Source organism: Aeromicrobium sp. (genome assembly GCF_050700635.1).
GTDB lineage: Bacteria > Actinomycetota > Actinomycetes > Propionibacteriales > Nocardioidaceae > Aeromicrobium.
On the sequence record NZ_JBOHDT010000059.1, the window covers coordinates 1 to 15,625 of the forward strand.

General features: G+C 68.2%; 16 protein-coding genes, 1 tRNA gene and 1 pseudogene. 8 read left to right on the plus strand and 10 right to left on the minus strand.

The genetic code is table 11. The features are described from left to right. The 6 genes from pknB to ACRDPN_RS04375 all read right to left on the minus strand — a co-directional run. Positions 1-1,702 (minus strand): Stk1 family PASTA domain-containing Ser/Thr kinase (pknB, locus tag ACRDPN_RS04350; RefSeq protein WP_431446122.1); only part of this gene is annotated, 1,702 nt, incomplete at its 3' end. 40 nt (positions 1,703-1,742) lie between these two features. Beyond that, positions 1,743-3,215, minus strand: coding sequence for a peptidoglycan D,D-transpeptidase FtsI family protein (locus ACRDPN_RS04355; protein ID WP_431446123.1), 1,473 nt, complete (start codon positions 3,213-3,215; stop codon positions 1,743-1,745). Continuing rightward, positions 3,212-4,588, minus strand: coding sequence for an FtsW/RodA/SpoVE family cell cycle protein (locus tag ACRDPN_RS04360; protein ID WP_431446125.1), 1,377 nt, complete (start codon positions 4,586-4,588; stop codon positions 3,212-3,214). The genes ACRDPN_RS04355 and ACRDPN_RS04360 overlap by 4 nt, the downstream gene beginning before the upstream one ends. Beyond that, entirely contained in the window at positions 4,585-5,859 is a 1,275-nt protein-coding gene (locus tag ACRDPN_RS04365) for a PP2C family protein-serine/threonine phosphatase (RefSeq protein ID WP_431446126.1), read from the minus strand. The genes ACRDPN_RS04360 and ACRDPN_RS04365 overlap by 4 nt, the downstream gene beginning before the upstream one ends. Before the next feature lie 3 nt (positions 5,860-5,862). Then, a complete protein-coding gene (locus ACRDPN_RS04370; protein WP_431446128.1) occupies positions 5,863-6,357 on the minus strand; it encodes an FHA domain-containing protein FhaB/FipA in 495 nt (164 codons plus the stop codon). Further along, complete coding sequence (locus ACRDPN_RS04375) at positions 6,358-7,101, minus strand: FhaA domain-containing protein (protein WP_431446129.1); 744 nt, start codon at positions 7,099-7,101, stop codon at positions 6,358-6,360. It lies immediately after the preceding gene. Between the two features lie 171 nt (positions 7,102-7,272). Here ACRDPN_RS04375 and ACRDPN_RS04380 point away from each other — a divergent pair. Then, positions 7,273-7,355 (plus strand) — tRNA-Leu (locus tag ACRDPN_RS04380). A gap of 17 nt (positions 7,356-7,372) precedes the next feature. Here ACRDPN_RS04380 and ACRDPN_RS04385 read toward each other — a convergent pair. The 3 genes and pseudogenes from ACRDPN_RS04385 to ACRDPN_RS04395 all read right to left on the minus strand — a co-directional run bounded on the left by ACRDPN_RS04385 (position 7,373) and on the right by ACRDPN_RS04395 (position 8,819). Then, positions 7,373-7,879, minus strand: a complete 507-nt coding sequence (locus tag ACRDPN_RS04385; protein WP_431446141.1) for a hypothetical protein — start codon at positions 7,877-7,879, stop codon at positions 7,373-7,375. 96 nt (positions 7,880-7,975) lie between these two features. Continuing rightward, a pseudogene (locus ACRDPN_RS04390) lies at positions 7,976-8,221 on the minus strand (transposase); the annotation flags it as partial. Next, positions 8,202-8,819, minus strand: coding sequence for a hypothetical protein (locus ACRDPN_RS04395; protein WP_431446131.1), 618 nt, complete (start codon positions 8,817-8,819; stop codon positions 8,202-8,204). The pseudogene ACRDPN_RS04390 and the gene ACRDPN_RS04395, both read right to left, overlap by 20 nt. A gap of 220 nt (positions 8,820-9,039) precedes the next feature. Between ACRDPN_RS04395 and ACRDPN_RS04400 the strand changes: the two genes are divergently transcribed. Both ACRDPN_RS04400 and ACRDPN_RS04405 read left to right on the plus strand, forming a co-directional pair. After that, positions 9,040-9,942 (plus strand): sulfite exporter TauE/SafE family protein, encoded by a 903-nt coding sequence (locus ACRDPN_RS04400; RefSeq protein WP_431446132.1) that lies wholly within the window; start codon positions 9,040-9,042, stop codon positions 9,940-9,942. A gap of 73 nt (positions 9,943-10,015) precedes the next feature. Beyond that, positions 10,016-10,468, plus strand: coding sequence for an RrF2 family transcriptional regulator (locus ACRDPN_RS04405; protein ID WP_431446133.1), 453 nt, complete (start codon positions 10,016-10,018; stop codon positions 10,466-10,468). Positions 10,469-10,493: 25 nt separating this feature from the next. Here ACRDPN_RS04405 and ACRDPN_RS04410 read toward each other — a convergent pair whose 3' ends face one another. Continuing rightward, on the minus strand, positions 10,494-10,778 hold the full coding sequence (locus tag ACRDPN_RS04410) for a WhiB family transcriptional regulator (protein ID WP_431446134.1): 285 nt from the start codon (positions 10,776-10,778) through the stop codon (positions 10,494-10,496). A gap of 90 nt (positions 10,779-10,868) precedes the next feature. On the opposite strand from ACRDPN_RS04410, the gene ACRDPN_RS04415 reads away from it, so the two are divergent. Genes ACRDPN_RS04415 through ACRDPN_RS04435 form a run of 5 tightly spaced genes read left to right on the plus strand, consistent with a single transcriptional unit; the run spans position 10,869 to position 15,611 of the window. Further along, the gene (locus ACRDPN_RS04415; protein ID WP_431446135.1) at positions 10,869-11,900 is read left to right on the plus strand and encodes a MerR family transcriptional regulator; all 1,032 of its coding nucleotides are present in this window, start codon (positions 10,869-10,871) and stop codon (positions 11,898-11,900) included. 35 nt (positions 11,901-11,935) lie between these two features. Beyond that, the gene (locus ACRDPN_RS04420; protein WP_431446136.1) at positions 11,936-12,742 is read left to right on the plus strand and encodes a crotonase/enoyl-CoA hydratase family protein; all 807 of its coding nucleotides are present in this window, start codon (positions 11,936-11,938) and stop codon (positions 12,740-12,742) included. 33 nt (positions 12,743-12,775) lie between these two features. Then, the gene (locus ACRDPN_RS04425; RefSeq protein WP_431446138.1) at positions 12,776-13,540 is read left to right on the plus strand and encodes a class I SAM-dependent methyltransferase; all 765 of its coding nucleotides are present in this window, start codon (positions 12,776-12,778) and stop codon (positions 13,538-13,540) included. Between the two features lie 4 nt (positions 13,541-13,544). Beyond that, entirely contained in the window at positions 13,545-14,234 is a 690-nt protein-coding gene (locus ACRDPN_RS04430; protein WP_431446139.1) for a hypothetical protein, read from the plus strand. Positions 14,235-14,249: 15 nt separating this feature from the next. Then, a complete protein-coding gene (locus ACRDPN_RS04435) occupies positions 14,250-15,611 on the plus strand; it encodes an FAD-binding oxidoreductase (RefSeq protein ID WP_431446140.1) in 1,362 nt (453 codons plus the stop codon). The last annotated feature ends 14 nt before the right edge of the window (positions 15,612-15,625 follow it).

A 15,625-nucleotide genomic window follows, 5' to 3' on the forward strand; every position in this document is an offset into this window, starting at 1 on the left:
CGTCTTCGGGGCCGCTGGAGACGGTGAGCTCGACTGTGGAGCCTTGGGGCCGCTGCTGGCCGGGCGGCGGCGACTGCGCCGTGACGATCCCCTCGGGCTGGGGCGACGGTTGCTCGGTGACCGACGCCTCGAGGCCGGCGTCCTTGAGGGCCTTCTCGGCGTCTTTGACGTCCATGCCCACGACGTTGGGCACCGTCGCCTGGCCTGCAGAGACCAGCAGCGTGACCGTGGAGCCCTTGTTGACCTCGGTGCCCTCGGGCGGGTTGCTGTTGATGACCTCGTTCTCGGGGGCAGGGTTGTCCTGCTCCTGCTTCTTGACCTTGAGGCCGTACTGATCGCTCTCGAGCAGGTCCTTCGCCTCGCCGTACTTGAAGCCGCCCAGCCGCGGGATGGTGACCTGGTCGGGCCCGGTGGACACGGTGAGCGTGACCTCCGCGCCCTTGTCCTCCTGGGAACCCGCCTCGGGGTCCTGGGAGATGACATCACCCTCGGGCACCTTGGCGCTGGTCTTCTCGATCGGGTCGGCGACCGAGAACCCCTTGTTCTCCAGCTCGCGTTGAGCCACCTGGAATTCCTTCCCGGTGACCGAGGGCACCTCGACCTGGGGAACCTCCTCGGGTTGCGTCGCCTGGTAGATGCCGTACGCGAGCGCGCCGAGCAGCAGGACACCCAGGATCCCGAGCAGCCACCACATGGCGCGCCGGTTCTCCTTCGGCTCCTCGTCCTCGTCGTCGGCGACGGGCTGTTGCCCGGTCTGCGTGGCGGCGAGCCCGCCGCCCAGGCCGGCCAGCGCCCCGACGGCGGTGTTGCTCATGGCGCGCGTGCCCTCCGGTGCGCCGATCTCGTGACCGGCGATCGCGCGCTCGATGTCGCGCCGCATCTCGGCAGCGCTCTGGTAGCGATCCTCGGTGCGCTTGGCGAGTGCCTTGGCGACGATGTTGTCGACCGTGCTGGTGACGTCGGGATTGAGCTGCGACGGCGGCCGGGCATCCTCGCGCACGTGCTGGTAGGCCACGGAGACCGGGCTGTCGCCGATGAACGGCGGACGGCCGGTGAGGAGCTCGTAGAGCAGGCAACCGGTGGAGTAGATGTCGGAGCGGGCGTCGACGGTCTCGCCGCGGGCCTGCTCGGGGGAGAGGTACTGGGCGGTGCCGATCACAGCAGCGGTCTGGGTCATCGCTGAGGAGGAGTCGGCGATCGCGCGGGCGATGCCGAAGTCCATGACCTTGACCTGGCCGGCCGGAGTCAGCATGACGTTGGCGGGCTTGATGTCGCGGTGGATGATGCCGCTGCGATGGCTGTAGTCGAGGGCGCTCAGGACGTCGGCGGTGATGGACATCGCACGCTCGGGCATGATCTTGCGCTCGTCGTCCTGCATGATCTCGCGCAGCGTCTGGCCCTCCACGAACTCCATGACGATGTACGGGATGTGGTTTTCGTGGATGTCGGTGGACTCACCGGTGTCGTAGACCGCCACGATGGCCGGGTGGTTGAGCGCCGCCGAGGACTGGGCCTCGCGACGGAAACGTGCCTGGAACGTGTCGTCGGCCGAGAGGTCGGGCCGCAGCTGCTTGACAGCCACCGTGCGTCCGAGACGCAGGTCCTGGCCGATGCGCACATCGGCCATCCCTCCCCGACCCAGCAGACCGCCAAGCTCGTAGCGGTCGCCCAGGCGAATGGTTCCGTCGCCGGTTTCGGTCATGATTTCAGTCTCCCAGAGGGTTGATGTACGTGGTTCAGGATCACTTCCCGAGCACCGCTTCCATGACGGAGCGAGCGATCGGGCCGGCCAGACGACCACCTGCGATCTCGCTGCGAGTGGTGTTGCTCGACTCGACGACGACCGCGACGGCCACCTTCGGATCGTCGGCCGGCGCCATCGAGACGAACCAGGCATACGGGGGGCGGTCCGGGGTGGACTGCGCGGTGCCGGTCTTGCCACCGACGTCGACGCCGGGGATGCGGGCCGACGTCGCCGTGCCGCTCTCGACGGTGCTCACCATCATCGACGAGAGCTGCGAGGCGTTGGCCGAGCTCATGGCCTGGCTCAACCGCTCCGGCTCGGTCTCGTCGAGGACGCGCAGATTCGGTGCGCGCATGGTCTTGACGATGTAGGGCTTCATCACGTCGCCGCCGTTCGCGATGCCGCCGGCGACCATCGCCATCTGCAGCGGCGTCGCGGCCACCTCGAACTGCCCGATGCCGGACTGGGCGAGCTGTGGTGCCTCGAGGTCGGTTCCCTCGGCGGTGAAGCGGCTCGGGTAAGTCGCGAGACCGACAAGGGGGTCGGTGCCGAAGCCGAACTTGCGGGCCTGGGCGTCCATGTCGGACTGGCCGACCCTGACGGCGAGCGAGCCGAAGCTGACGTTGCACGAGACGTTGAGCGCGCGCTCGAAGGTGATCCTTTCGCCGCCGCAGTTGCCGTCGTCGCTGTTGGTGAGCTTGTACGTGATGCCGCCGGGGAATCCCAGGGTGCGTCCGGCCTTGACCTTGTCGTCGGGCTTGATGTCGAGATTCTCGAGGGCTGCGGCTGCAGTGACCAGCTTGAACGTCGACCCCGGCGGCAGGGTCTGCTGGCTGGCGCGGTTGAGCATCGGCTGGTTCCGGTCGGTGGTCAGCCGCTGCCAGTCGTCGGCGACCGCACTGAAGTCGTGGCTGGCCAGCACGTTGGGGTTGTACGACGGCTGCGTGACCATCGCCAGGACGGCGCCGGTGCTCGGATCGAGTGCCACCACGGCGCCCTTGGTGTTCTCGCCGAGCGCCTGGAGCCCGCTGGCGGCGACCTTCTGGGCCCGCGCGTCGAGGGTCGTCTCGACGCTGCCGCCCTTGGGCTGCTTGCTGGACAGCAGATCGACGACGCGGTTGACGAACAGCCGGTTGTCGCTGCCGGACAGCACCCGGTTCTGGGAGTTCTCGAGCGCACCGCGTCCGAAGATGTAGGAGAAGTAGCCGGTGACAGGAGCAAACAACTTGCCGTCGGTGTAGCGGCGCTGGTACTTGTACTCGTCCTTGCTCCTGACGCTCTCGGCCACCGGGTCATCGCCGACGAGGATGGCGCCGCGGTCGCGGGAGAACTCTTCGTTGATGACGCGCTTGTTGCCGTTCTTGGCGTTGAGGCTGTCGGCCTCGACGAACTGGACGTAGTTGGCGTTCGCAAGCAGCGCCACGAACATCACCAGGCAGGCGATGGCGAGAGAGCGGATGGGCTTGTTCACGAGAGCTTCACCACCTGGGTCTCCTCGTCGCTGTCGAAGGTGGCGATCTCGGGGGCGGGGCGACGTGTTTGGTCGCTGATGCGCAGCAGCAGGGCGATGATCGCCCAGTTCATGACCACCGACGACCCGCCCTGCGCCATGAACGGCGTGGTCAGCCCGGTCAGCGGGATGAGGCGAGTGACGCCGCCGATGACGACGAACACCTGCAGCGCCAACGAGAACGCGAGTCCGGCCGCGAGCAGCTTGCCGAACGCGTCGCGGCAGGTCAGGGCGATGCGCAGGCCACGCTCGACGATCAGTCCGTAGATGAGCAGGATCGCCATCAGGCCGGTGAGCCCGAGCTCCTCACCCATCGAGGTGGCGATGAAGTCCGAGTACGAGAACGGCGTCAGCTGCGGACTGCCCTGCCCCCATCCGCGTCCGAGGATGCCTCCGTGCGCCAGGCCGAACAGGCCGTTGATGATCTGGCCGTTGCGGTCGGGGTCGGCGAACGGGTCGAGCCAGGCCTGGAAGCGCACTTGCACGTGCGAGAACACGAGGTAGCCGAACCAGGCGCCGGCGCCGAACAGCAGGCCGCCCACCACCAGCCAGCCCGGACGTTCGGTAGCGACGTAGAGCATCACCACGAACAAGCCGAAGAACAGCAGCGACGAGCCGAGATCGCGCTGGAAGACGAGGATGGCGACGCTGACCAGCCAGCCTGCCAGGATCGGTCCGAGGTCGCGACCGCGCGGGAGGTCGATGCCGGCGAAGCGGCGACCTGCCAGCGCCAGGGCGTCGCGCTTGACCACGAGGTAGCCGGCGAAGAAGATCGCGAGGCAGATCTTGGCCGCCTCGCCCGGCTGGAAGCTGAACGGCCCGAGATTGATCCAGATACGCGCGCCGTTGATGGTGCGGCCGATGACCGGGAGCAGCGGCAGGATCAGCAGCGCGATGGCGACGAATCCGAAGGTGTAGGTGTAGGTCTGCAGGCGACGGTGGTCGCGCACGACGAACAGCACGCCGGCGAACGCCGCGATGCCGATAACCGTCCAGATCAGCTGGGAGTTCGCGAACTCTTGACGGGCCGAGTCGATCTGGGTGCGGCCGAGGTCGATCCGGTAGATCATCGCCAGCCCGAGGCCGTTGATACAGATGACCAGCGGCAACAGCACTGGGTCGGCGTACGGCGCCACGCGGCGCACCACGAGGTGGGCGATGACCGCGAAGACGATCAGGGCGGCCGCCAGCTTGGCGACGCCGGCCGGGATGGTGCCCTTCGTGCCGAGGCCCACCGCGCAGTAGGCCGCGATACCGATCACGACCGCAAGGATCGTGAGGAAGAACTCCGCACCTCGGCGCTTGCGGGGCACCCACGTCGGCTGGCTGCTCATGCCTTGTCCTGGTCCGGCGACTTGTCGTCGGACGGAGACGGCTCCGGGCTCGGCTTCTCGATGACGGAGTCGTCGAGCTCGGCGACGATGCGGTCGGCATCGGCGCGGCTGGATGCCTCGATGCCGGCGGTGACCTGCTGGCGGCGGAACTCCGGCAAGGAGTCAAGGCCGATCTCGGTGACGTTCTCGACGTGCTGCAGCGAGATGCCCGGGATGTCGGCCTGCACGCCGCGGAAGACGGTGACCTGACCCTCGTGCGCCGAGACGAAGTACTGCCCCTGCGTCCACTGGTAGCCGATGATGCCGCCGCCGACGAGTGCCCCGATGACGAGGACGAGCGCCATCGTGCGTCGGATCCAGCGCCAGCGGCTCGGCGGCCGCGGTGCGTAGCGCAGCTCTTCGGGGTCGACGGCCACGGGCGCATCGTCGGGTTGGCCGGCCTCATCGTGGCCGGCTTCGTGGCCGGTGCGTTGGCGGGCGCCACCGGCGGCGGCTCCGACGAGTTGCGGCTGTCCGTCCGATGACGACAGGTGCTGATCGAGCTCCTCGCTGGAGTCGACCAGCTCGCCGATGACGACGGTGACGTTGTCGAACCCGCCGCCCTCGAGCGCGAGTCGCACGAGCTCGGTGGCCGCCATGTCGATCGTCTCGGCACCCATCGCCTCGGCGATCTCCGGGTCGTCGACCATGTCGGTGAGGCCGTCGCTGCAGAGCAGGAAGCGGTCGCCGAGCCGGCCCTCTACATGGTCGAGATCGGGCTCGTTGTCGTCGCGACCGAGCATCACGCGCAGCAGCAGCGATCGGTGCGGGTGCCCCCGCGCCTCCTCCGGGGAGAGCTTGCCCTCGTCGACGAGGCTCTGCACGAACGTGTGGTCGCTGCTGATCTGGGTCAGCGTCCCGTCGCGATACAGGTAGGAACGGGAGTCACCGATGTGGGCGGTCGCGAAGCGCTGACCGTCCCAGAGCATCGCTTCCAGCGTCGTGCCCATGCCCTCGACGGCAGGGTCGGCGGTGACGAGCTCGCCGAGGTGCTGGTTGGCGGTTCGTACCGCCTTCTCGAGCGCGCTGAGCGGGTCGACGTCGTCCAGCTGCCGGTCGAGCTGACGGATGATGTTCATCGTCTCGGCGGACGCGAGGTCACCCGCAGCGGCACCCCCCATGCCGTCGGCGACGGCGATGAGGCGTCCGCTGGCGTAGCCGGAGTCCTGGTTGTTGCTGCGACGCAGGCCGGTGTCGGTGAGCGCGACGTAACGAAGAGTCAGGGAGGTCATCGATCACTTCCGCAGCTCGACGACGGTCTTGCCGAGGCGGACCTGGATGCCGATGCCGACCGGGACCGGGCTGGTGATGCGCTGGCTGCCGAGGTAGGTGCCATTGGTGGAGCCGACGTCCTCGACGAACCACTGCTCACCGTTGGTTGCGAACCGGGCGTGCCGGGTGGACACGTAGTCGTCGTCGAGACGGATGGCCGCGTCGGTGCCACGTCCGAGCAGGATCGGCTGGTCGCTGAGGGGGACGCTCTGGCCCGAGTTGGGTCCGGAGACGACTTGGAGCTTGGTGGGTACACCGCGGGTGGGCTTGCGTGTCTTGGCTGCCGGCTTGTCCTTGGACTTCGATTTCGGCTTTTCCCTGGCCTGGGGCCGCGCCGTGGCCGTGGGCGCCTTGGTGCCGAAGACGTCGGACCGGATGACCGACACCGCCGACAGCACGAACAACCACAGCACGGCGAGGAAGCCGAGCTTGATCAGCGTCAGGGTGAGTTCGGACATTCAGGCACCGTCGCTGTTCTGATCTGCCGCCTGTGCGGCGATGCGAATGACGACGCTGGTGTTGCCGAGCAGGATCTCGGACCCGTCGCGGACCGGGGCCGAGTCGACACGGTTGCCGTTGAGGATCACGCCGTTGGTGGAACCGAGGTCAGACACGGTGACGATCGTGCCCCCTTCTGACTCCTTCAGCGAAATCTTGGCGTGCTGCCGCGAGATTCCGGGGTCGTCGATGCGCAGCTGGGCCTCTTTGCCGCGGCCGATGACGACGCCCGGAGGCGTGAGCGGGTGCTGCATGCCGTTGATCTCGAGGAGCACGTCCGACGAGCGGATCGTGGTCTCCGTCATCCGCTGACCGGACACCGGTGTGACCGAGGCGTTGGTGCGGCTGCGTACCCGGAACCGTCCGGTGCTGAGGTCGCTGCTCTCGCTGAAGCTGATGCTCAGCGGGCCGGCGAGGGTGTAGCGCTGCTCCCTGACGTGCTCGTCGACGAGCCGCGCGAGCTCGGTCGAGAGTGTGTCGCTGAACTGCGAGAGCCGTTCGTGGTCGGGCTGCGACAGCTCCACGGTGAAGTCGTTGGGCACGAGCATCCGGTCGCGGGACAGGATGTGGGCAGAGTTGTCGACCTCGCGCTGGAGCGCTGCGGCGATCTCGACCGGCTGCACGGCACTGCGGAACGCGCGGGCGAACGCACCGGTCACTGCCGTCTCGAGGCGTTGCTCGAATCGCTGGAGCACCCCGGCCATCGCGTCCACCTCCCCATGGGTGTCAGAACAGGTCGCATCGCACCGTCGCTTGCAGGCTCCCTGCGATCGTATCGGGCGGTCGGATGAAGACCCTGTCGTGTGCCTGCCGATCGGCGGAATCCGGCCGGTTCAGCCCTGTTAGACTCGTCCACCGGTCCCTGCGGGGATCATGCGCGAGTGGCGGAATGGCAGACGCGCTGGCTTCAGGTGCCAGTGTCCGCAAGGGCGTGGGGGTTCAAATCCCCCCTCGCGCACCCAACAGCTACGGCGGCTATAGCGCCGCCATGAACCCGATCACGATGGCTGACCACCATCCGACCTGAGATGTGACCGTCGAGGCGGCGATCCGGAACCGCAGGCTCGCCGGGACGTCCTTCGGGGACACCGAGGGTGGGAGCACTCGCAGGACGTCGGCGATCGTGGAGACCGCGGCGCCGTTGAGCCCGATGGCCAGGACGACCAGCAGCTTGACCCAGGTGCGCACGCTGGTGAAGTCAGGGTCGAGAAACGACCCACTGGCCAGGAGCCCGCCCCAACCGGCCCAGATCAGAGGCCCGGCGGCTGCCGCCAGCCTCGTTGACTCGGCGAGGCCGCGCCGCCTGGCGAGCCAGAGCAGCCCATGCCAGTCGATCATGACGACGGCACCGAATCCGACGGCGAGTGACAGCAGATGCACCACGGTCGCGCCACCCCGGACCCCATCTGACGGCGTGACAAACAATGCCACCAGGACCGAGACGCTCCAGGTCGCGGCCACCACCCCCATCCGGGTCGACATCGGGAACCGCGCAAGCCACGGGAAGAGCTCGTCGGGGCCGTGATGCGCTCGGACATCCCGGCGCGGCTCAGCGACTCTCGGCGGTTCCGACTGTTCGTGCGTCTCGCCGGCTACCGCGGGCGACTCTGACTCGGCGCGATGCTGGCGGACCCACCGCCGCAAAGTGCTCGGGGGGACTCCGGACAGCTGAGCGACGCGGCTCGCCGGAATCCCGGACTCGACCTGCGCAACCAGGTCCTGTCGGACCTCGGCGCTGTAGCTCCGCCGGTGGCGCGCGGAGCGGTCTGATGTCGCGTCATCGGCCACTACACCTGGAGTCCCGTCATGGGCAGGGGGGCGCATCGTCGAGCTCGGTTGCCGCCGCCTTGTGGGCGTTGATGTTGGGGGGTGCGGCCTTGGAGGCGGCCTCCCACATCATCTGGGCGTGAGCGGAGCTGAACTTGCCGGCCTTGTGGTCGGCCATCGCCTTCAGGTGGGACGCCCAGTCGCCCATGGCCTTCTTCCCGGACGCCATGACCGGGCCCAGGGCGTCGATGCGCTCCATGCAGCCGTCCGCGTCTGCTGCTTCGTCAGGGACCTTGTCACAGGCACCCTTCACGTCGTCGAACGCGGCCACCGCTGCTCCGTGGGCCTTCTGATCGCCGGGTCCGGCCAGGCGGGTCCGTTTCCAGATCGCCGCCGTCTCCTCCTCCGTGTTCTTCCCGGACACCTTGTCGGTCTGCGCCTGGACGTGCTCGGTCCAGTGCCCGACTCCCTTTCCGGCAGCCGCAGCCACCTTGTCCGCAGCGTCCACTTCCGTGACGCATGCGTCGACGGCCGCGGCCTCGTCGGCCGTCCGGCCGGTCGACTCGGTGGCCGGTGCCTCCGGGTCTTCCCCGGATGTCAGTGCCCAGCTGATCCCACCAGCAGCCAGCAAGACACCCAACGCGACCAGCGTCACCAGAACGCCTCGCGAAGATCGTCTCCGCGCTCGTCTGCCCCCCATAGCAGTCCCCTCCCCCAAGTCGCTCCCTCAAGCGACCTGAAATGGACAACTGTCCGAAGCCTAGCTCCGAATGGGTTAGCAGCCCCAATCCGTGGGCAGATTCCGAAACTTGACCGCGCAGCTCGCTGTGCTATTGTCTAGTTAGTCACTGTACTTAGTTGAGAAAGTGGATCTGATGCGCAACCTCATCGTCCTGGCCGTCGTGGGCTTGTTCGCCCAGCTCGTCGACGGCTCGCTGGGCATGGCCTATGGCGTCACCTCGTCGTCCCTTCTCCTGGCGACCGGCATCGCTCCGGCGGCTGCCTCGGCTGCCGTCCACCTGTCCGAGGTCGGCACCACGCTGGTGTCGGGAGCGGCGCACTGGCGCTTCGGCAACATCGACTGGCGCGTCGTCAGCATCATGGCGATCCCCGGCGGTGTGTTCGCCTTCCTGGGCGCCACGCTGCTGTCGAGCCTTCCCGGCGACGAGGCCAAGCCGTGGGTGGCCCTGCTCCTCCTCTCACTCGGCGTCTATGTGGTGTACCGCTTTCTCAAGCTCGGTGGCCGCAGGCCGAGCTTCCGTGGCCGCGTCAAGGCGCGCTTCCTCGTGCCGCTCGCGGCCGTCGCGGGCACGATGGACGCCATCGGAGGTGGCGGCTGGGGTCCCGTCGGCACCACCAGCCTGTTGGCGTCGGGACGTCTCGAGCCGCGCAAGGTGGTCGGTTCCATCGACACCGCAGAGTTCGTCGTGGCGGTCGGTGCGTCCCTCGGCTTCCTGTTTGCGCTCGGTTCGTCCGGCATCAACCTGGCCTGGGCCGGCGCGCTCCTGGCCGGCGGCGTGGTCGCCGCCCCCGTGGCTGCCTACCTGGTGCGGCACCTCCCGGCCCGTGTCCTGGGCACGGCGGCCGGTGGCCTCATCATCATCACGAACGTCAAGACCGTGCTCGAGAGCTCGCTGATCGGTCTGGAGAAGGACTCGACGACCGTCTGGTCGATCGTGGCCGTGCTCGCCGTGGCCTGGATCTCGCTGATCGTGACCGCCGTGCAGGCCGAGCGCACTGTGCGGCGCGATACGGAGGCCGTCCCCGCGCGGTCCTGACCGCGCTGGTCGACCGTCAAGACGCATGACGCCGAGTACCCCACCGACATCGATTGGGGGGATACTCGGCGTCATGCGCGTCTCGACGAAGTCCGACTACGCCCTTCGGGCGCTCATCGAGATCACGCGCCATGGCGATGTCGTCTCGGCCGAGCAGGTGGCGGCGACCCAGGACATCCCTCGCGGGTTCCTGCAGTCGATCCTCGCCGACCTGCGGCGTGCCGGTCTCGTGGCAAGCCAACGAGGGCAGTCGGGCGGGTGGCGGATGGCCGCCGATCCCGCCGACGTGAGCGTGGCCGATGTCATCCGTGCCGTCGACGGGCCCCTGCTCAGCGTCTATGGCGTCCGACCGGAGGCCGTCACCTACAACGAGTCGGCCAAGGTGCTGCAGACCGTGTGGGTCGCCGCGCGAAGCAGCCTCCGCTCGGTCTTCGAGACTGTCACGATCGCGTCACTGGCATCGGGGTCACTGCCCGACGACGTCGTGGCCCGCACGGTCGACGAGGACGCGTGGTCCCCGCACTGATTCCGGCCCAATGAGCGGGAGAGCCTCAGGCGGCTCGGCTCGGGTGGAGCAGCTGCTGGCGCTCGGACTCGCTCAGGCCGCCCCAAACCCCGTATGGCTCCTGGACGGCGAGGGCGTGCTCACGGCACTGCTCGATGACGGGGCACCGGGCACAGAGTGCCTTGGCGGCTTCCTCCCGACGCTGCCGACGCATGCCGCGCTCAGCCTCTGGTGAAAAGAAGGCATCGGGATCGACCTGACGACAGGCCCCCTGGTACTGCCAGTCGTACGACTCCATGATCGGCATCGGTAGCCGTTTGATGTTCACCACGGAACACACACCCCCAACAACAACTTGTTCAAAACCTATCCATATTGCGGACACTGTGGCAAGAGTCTGAACAAGATTTAGACTAACGCCGTGACCGCGCAGCAGGGGAGGGAGGCCGGGTCCGTGTCCAGGCCGGTGCCCCCCAGCGAGGAGCATGATGCTGCGCGCCAAGCCACGGCAGCCGTCTTCGGCGACTCGGATGCAGGCTCGGACCTCACGTGGGGCGTGGGAGCTGTATCGAACCGTCTGCAGATCACCGCCTCCACGCTCCGCACCTGGGAGCGCCGTTACGGCGTCGGCCCCAGCTTCCGTACCCAGGGCGGCCATCGCCGCTACACCGAGCGCGACATCGACCGCGTGGAGCTGATGCGCCGACTGGTGTCCCGGGGCGTCTCGGCCCAGGACGCGGCTCGGGTGGCTCGTACTCTTGATCGCGACCAGCTCGATCTCGCCCTCAGCGACGGCCTGGGTCGCGAAGCTGCCCATCTGCCCCCCGAGGATCTCGTCGACGCCGTGATGGCGGCCGTCGTCACTGGGGCTCTGGACCGGCTCAGCCAGCTGGTCGCCGGCCTGCTGAGGAGCGGTCGAGTGATCGACACGTGGCGCGACGTCCTCTCGCCGGCCCTGGTCCGGATGTCCGGCGAGGGTTCGGCCGGCACGTTGCCTGCCGACTCCGAAGCCTCCGCGATCTCGGTTCTCGTCGCGGAGCTGCGCGAGCGCGTCATCGCCGAGCGCCTCCCCGAGACCGGCAAGACGAACGTGCTGATCGCACGGGGCATTCCACAGTCCGAGGCACTCGCGCTGTTCGCCGTCGAGGCAGCGCTGTCGCAGGCCGGGGTGTTCACCCGCGCCGTGGGCCCGGAGGTGAGCAGTCGCATGGTTGGGTCCTTGGTCACCGAGCTGCGGCCCGACGTCCTACTGACGTGGGGACATCCCCCGGACAGCCCGCCGCTTCGGCGGGCGCTCGACAAGCTCGACGGTGCGACCTTCGTGGTGCGAGCACTTCCGGCGTGGCCGCACGAGATAAGCCTTCGGTTCGGCTTCGACGCTCCCCTGGTGTCGACCGATGTCAGCGGCGCGGTCGAGCTCCTCCTCGATCGGGTGTCGTCACCAGGTCACTGATCCCCGCCGCAGCTGCCCAGCCGTAACCTTGCGCCATGACCGAACCTCGTGTGATCACCGAGATCGACGGACCCGTCGCGTACGTATGGCTGAACCGGCCGGACAAGCTCAACGGCGTCGAGCTCGACATGCTGCGGGGCCTCCTCGACTCGGCCGCCGAGATCCGGCGCAATCGCGACCTCCGGGTCGTTGTCCTCCAGGGCAAGGGCGACTCGTTCTGCGCGGGACTCGACTTCGCCGAGGTCGGCAAGAGCAGCAAGGCGCAGCTCGCGCGGTTCTTCGTTCCGAATCCGCTCCGCGGCACGAACCTCTTCCAGCAGGCGCTCTGGGCCTGGCGCGATCTGCCGATCCCGGTTGTAGCCGTCACCCGGGGACACGTGTTCGGTGCCGGCATCCAGCTCGCCCTGGCCGCCGACTTCCGGTTCACGACGCCCGACTGCCAATGGTCGGTCCTCGAGGCCAAGTGGGGACTCGTCCCGGACATGAGCGGCACCGTTCCGCTGGCTGAGCTGACGACGGCGGACGTGGCCAAGCGTCTGGTGATGACGGGGGAGGTGTTCTCCGGCGAGCAGGCGGTCGAGTACGGCCTCGCGACCGGCGTGGCCGACGACCCGATGAAGCCGGCGCTCGAGCTCGTCGACGCCCTGGTCGCGCGCTCACCAGACTCGGTGTCGGCGTCCAAGAAGCTGCTCAACCAATCGCGTCGCGGTGGCCTGCGCGGCGCATTCGCGCGCGAACGTCAGTACCAAATCCAGATGCTCCGCTCGGCCAATGCGAAGATGGCCCGCAAGGCCGGCACGAGCCGGACGGAGCCCGAGTTCCGGCCCCGTACATTCGACTGAGTCCGTCCGAGACCCCCGCGTTAGGGTGACCGAGTGAGTGACGACAAGCCTGCCAAGAAGGTCGCCGACCAGTACGACCGTGGCTACGACTACACGAAGTACTGGGACAACCGCGACTACGAGCACGCGGCCGAGGAGATTGCCATCCGGCGCCTGCTCGACGGTCGTCGCTTCGGTGAGGCCGCCGACATCGGGGGCGGATTCGGGCGCCTCTGCCTGCTGCTGCGCGAGTACGCCGACCACGTCACCCTGGCCGAGCCGAGCCTGACCCAGCTCGAGGCTGCGAAGACAGTCCTCGCCGGCACCGACATCGACCAGGTGCAGATGCAGGCCGACGACCTCCAGTTCGATGCCGCGTCACTCGACCTGATCACGATGGTGCGCGTCATGCACCACATCCCCGAGCCCAGCACGGAGTTCGCCGAGATCGCCCGTGTGCTGAAGCCCGGCGGCACGGCGCTGATCGAGGTGGCCAACTACGGGCACTTCAAGAACCGCCGCCGCTACAAGAAGGAGGGCAAGCCGTTGCCGACCGAACCGGTGAGCATCCGCACGGCGCCCGCCGACGAGCCCGACGCAATCGCGTTCGTCAACCACAACATCGACACCGTCGTCAGCCAGCTCGCGTCCGCCAGGCTCACGCTCGTCGACAAGCTGTCGGTCTCGAACCTGCGCAGCGAGAAGCTCAAGAAGGTGCTGCCGAACGGGGTCATGCTCGCCGCGGAGAAGGTCGCTCAGCGTCGTCTCGCCGCCCGCGACTTCGGCCCCAGCATCTTCCTCGAGCTGCGGCGCGGCTGAGTTCATGCCGATGCCCGGGAGCCCCATCGCGATCGCCGCCGCCTGCTGCCTTCTGCTCGGCGGATGTGGAGCAAGTGCGGGTCCGGACCAGACCGCCACCGCGGATCCGCTCAGTGAGACCCAGATCAAGAAGGCGTTGCTCACGATCGACGACCTGCCGTCCGGCTTTTCCAAGGATCCTGACCTGGCACTCGACGAGGAAGGCAGTACCGACGATGTCACCCAGGGCACGAAGCAGTGCCGGGACCTGTTGTCGGCCCTGAACGACGAGAACAGGGGGAAGCCGTTCGGCGAGGGACAGGTCGGGTTCAAGGAGGGCGACGCCGGCCCGTTCATCGAGGAGCAGGTCACGTCGTTCGAAGGGTCGACGATCAAGAAGTCGATGGCGACGCTGCGCGAGGCGTTCGCCAGCTGCAAGGAGTTCCAGACCAAGGACTCCGAAGGGGTCGTCACCGAGTTCACGGTCGCCCCGATGACCTTCCCCGATCTGGGCGACGACTCGATCGCCGTCCAGCTCGGTGCGATCGAGAGCTCGGTGGACTTCGAGATCGCCATGTCGCTCGTGGTGGTGAGGGTCGACCAGAACGTCGTCCTGCTGGGCAACTACGGTCTGGGTTCCGGGCTGGGCGGCGGTAAGTTTGAGTCGATCGCCCGGACCGCCGTCGACAAGGTGAGCCAGGCTTCACAGAGCTGAGACGAGGGGTGACCGATGGACGCGCTGACTGAGCTTCGCGAGGCGCTGCCGGAATCCGTCGTGGTCACCGACCCGGACGTCGTCGAGGGATACCGCTTCGACTGGTCCCGCGACCCGAACGCGGGCACGCCTCTCGCGGTCGTGCGCGTCGAGGACGCCGGCCAGGTGCAGGCGACCGTACGGTGGGCGGCTCGACACGGCGTGCCGGTTGTGCCGCGCGGCGCCGGCAGCGGACTGTCGGGTGGGTCGGGCGCCGTCGACGGGGGCATCGTCCTCAGCCTCGAACGGATGAGCACGGTCGAGATCGACACCGAGTGCCAGGTGGCCGTGGTCGAACCGGGTGCGTTCAACCGCGACGTGAAGGTCGCTGCCGCCGAGCACGGCCTGTGGTACCCGCCAGACCCGTCGTCCTACGAGATCTGCTCCATCGGCGGCAACATCGCGACCAACGCCGGCGGGTTGTGCTGCGTCAAGTACGGCGTCACCACCGACTATGTGCTCGGCCTCGACGTCGTGCTCGCCGACGGCACCCTGGTGACTCTCGGCGGCAAGCGCATCAAGGACGTGGCGGGGCTGAGTCTGCTCAAGCTGTTCGTGGGCAGTGAGGGCACGCTCGGCATCGTCACCCGGGCCATCCTGCGGCTGGTCCCGGCGCAGTCCGCGCGCTCGACGATGGTGGCGACCTTCCCTGACGTCGATGCCGCGGCGCGCGCCGTCGTGGCGGTGCGGCGGGAGCTGCGGCCGTCGATGCTCGAGCTGATGGACCAGGCGTCCATCAACGCAGTGGAGGACTTCCGCACGATGGGGCTGGACCGGACGGCCGGCGCGTTGCTCCTGGCCCAGTCGGATGCTCCCGCCGGTGCGCGCGGCGAGGAGGTCGCCACGATGCAGGCCGCCTGCACTGCCTCGGGTGCCACCGACGTGTTCGTCACCGACGACCCCGACGAGGGCGAGATGTTCGTCGAGGCCCGTCGGCAGGCGTTCCCCGCCATCGGTGCGCGCGGCACGTTGATGCTCGAGGACGTCGGCGCGCCAATCCCGCTGCTGCCCGACCTGCTCGCGGCGATCACCGCCATCGCGGTCGAGCACGACATCGAGATCCCTGTCGTCGCGCACGCCGGCGACGGCAACACCCACCCGATCATCGTGTTCGACGAGAAGGACCCTGACTCCACGCAGCGGGCCGCCGAGGCCTTCGCCGCCGTCATGGCCGCGGCGATCAAGCTCGGCGGCACCATCACCGGCGAGCACGGCGTCGGGACGACCAAGAAGAGCGCTCTGCCCGACCAGCTCGGCCCGGACGTCATGGAGCTGACCCGGAGGGTCAAGACCGCCCTCGATCCGGACGGCATCCTGAATCCCGGCACGATCCTTTGACGACGCCCGCCTTT

Excerpts from the sequence above, each read along its gene's own strand:
- ACRDPN_RS04360 (WP_431446125.1), bottom strand. The coding sequence starts at position 4,588 with ATGAGCAGCCAGCCGACGTGGGTGCCCCGCAAGCGCCGAGGTGCGGAG.
- ACRDPN_RS04365 (WP_431446126.1), bottom strand. The coding sequence starts at position 5,859 with ATGACCTCCCTGACTCTTCGTTACGTCGCGCTCACCGACACCGGCCTG.
- ACRDPN_RS04370 (WP_431446128.1), bottom strand. The coding sequence starts at position 6,357 with ATGTCCGAACTCACCCTGACGCTGATCAAGCTCGGCTTCCTCGCCGTG.
- ACRDPN_RS04375 (WP_431446129.1), bottom strand. The coding sequence starts at position 7,101 with ATGGCCGGGGTGCTCCAGCGATTCGAGCAACGCCTCGAGACGGCAGTG.
- ACRDPN_RS04385 (WP_431446141.1), bottom strand. The coding sequence starts at position 7,879 with ATGTCGACCCGGATGGGGGTGGTGGCCGCGACCTGGAGCGTCTCGGTC.
- ACRDPN_RS04400 (WP_431446132.1), top strand. The coding sequence starts at position 9,040 with ATGCGCAACCTCATCGTCCTGGCCGTCGTGGGCTTGTTCGCCCAGCTC.
- ACRDPN_RS04405 (WP_431446133.1), top strand. The coding sequence starts at position 10,016 with ATGCGCGTCTCGACGAAGTCCGACTACGCCCTTCGGGCGCTCATCGAG.
- ACRDPN_RS04420 (WP_431446136.1), top strand. The coding sequence starts at position 11,936 with ATGACCGAACCTCGTGTGATCACCGAGATCGACGGACCCGTCGCGTAC.
- ACRDPN_RS04430 (WP_431446139.1), top strand. The coding sequence starts at position 13,545 with ATGCCGATGCCCGGGAGCCCCATCGCGATCGCCGCCGCCTGCTGCCTT.
- ACRDPN_RS04435 (WP_431446140.1), top strand. The coding sequence starts at position 14,250 with ATGGACGCGCTGACTGAGCTTCGCGAGGCGCTGCCGGAATCCGTCGTG.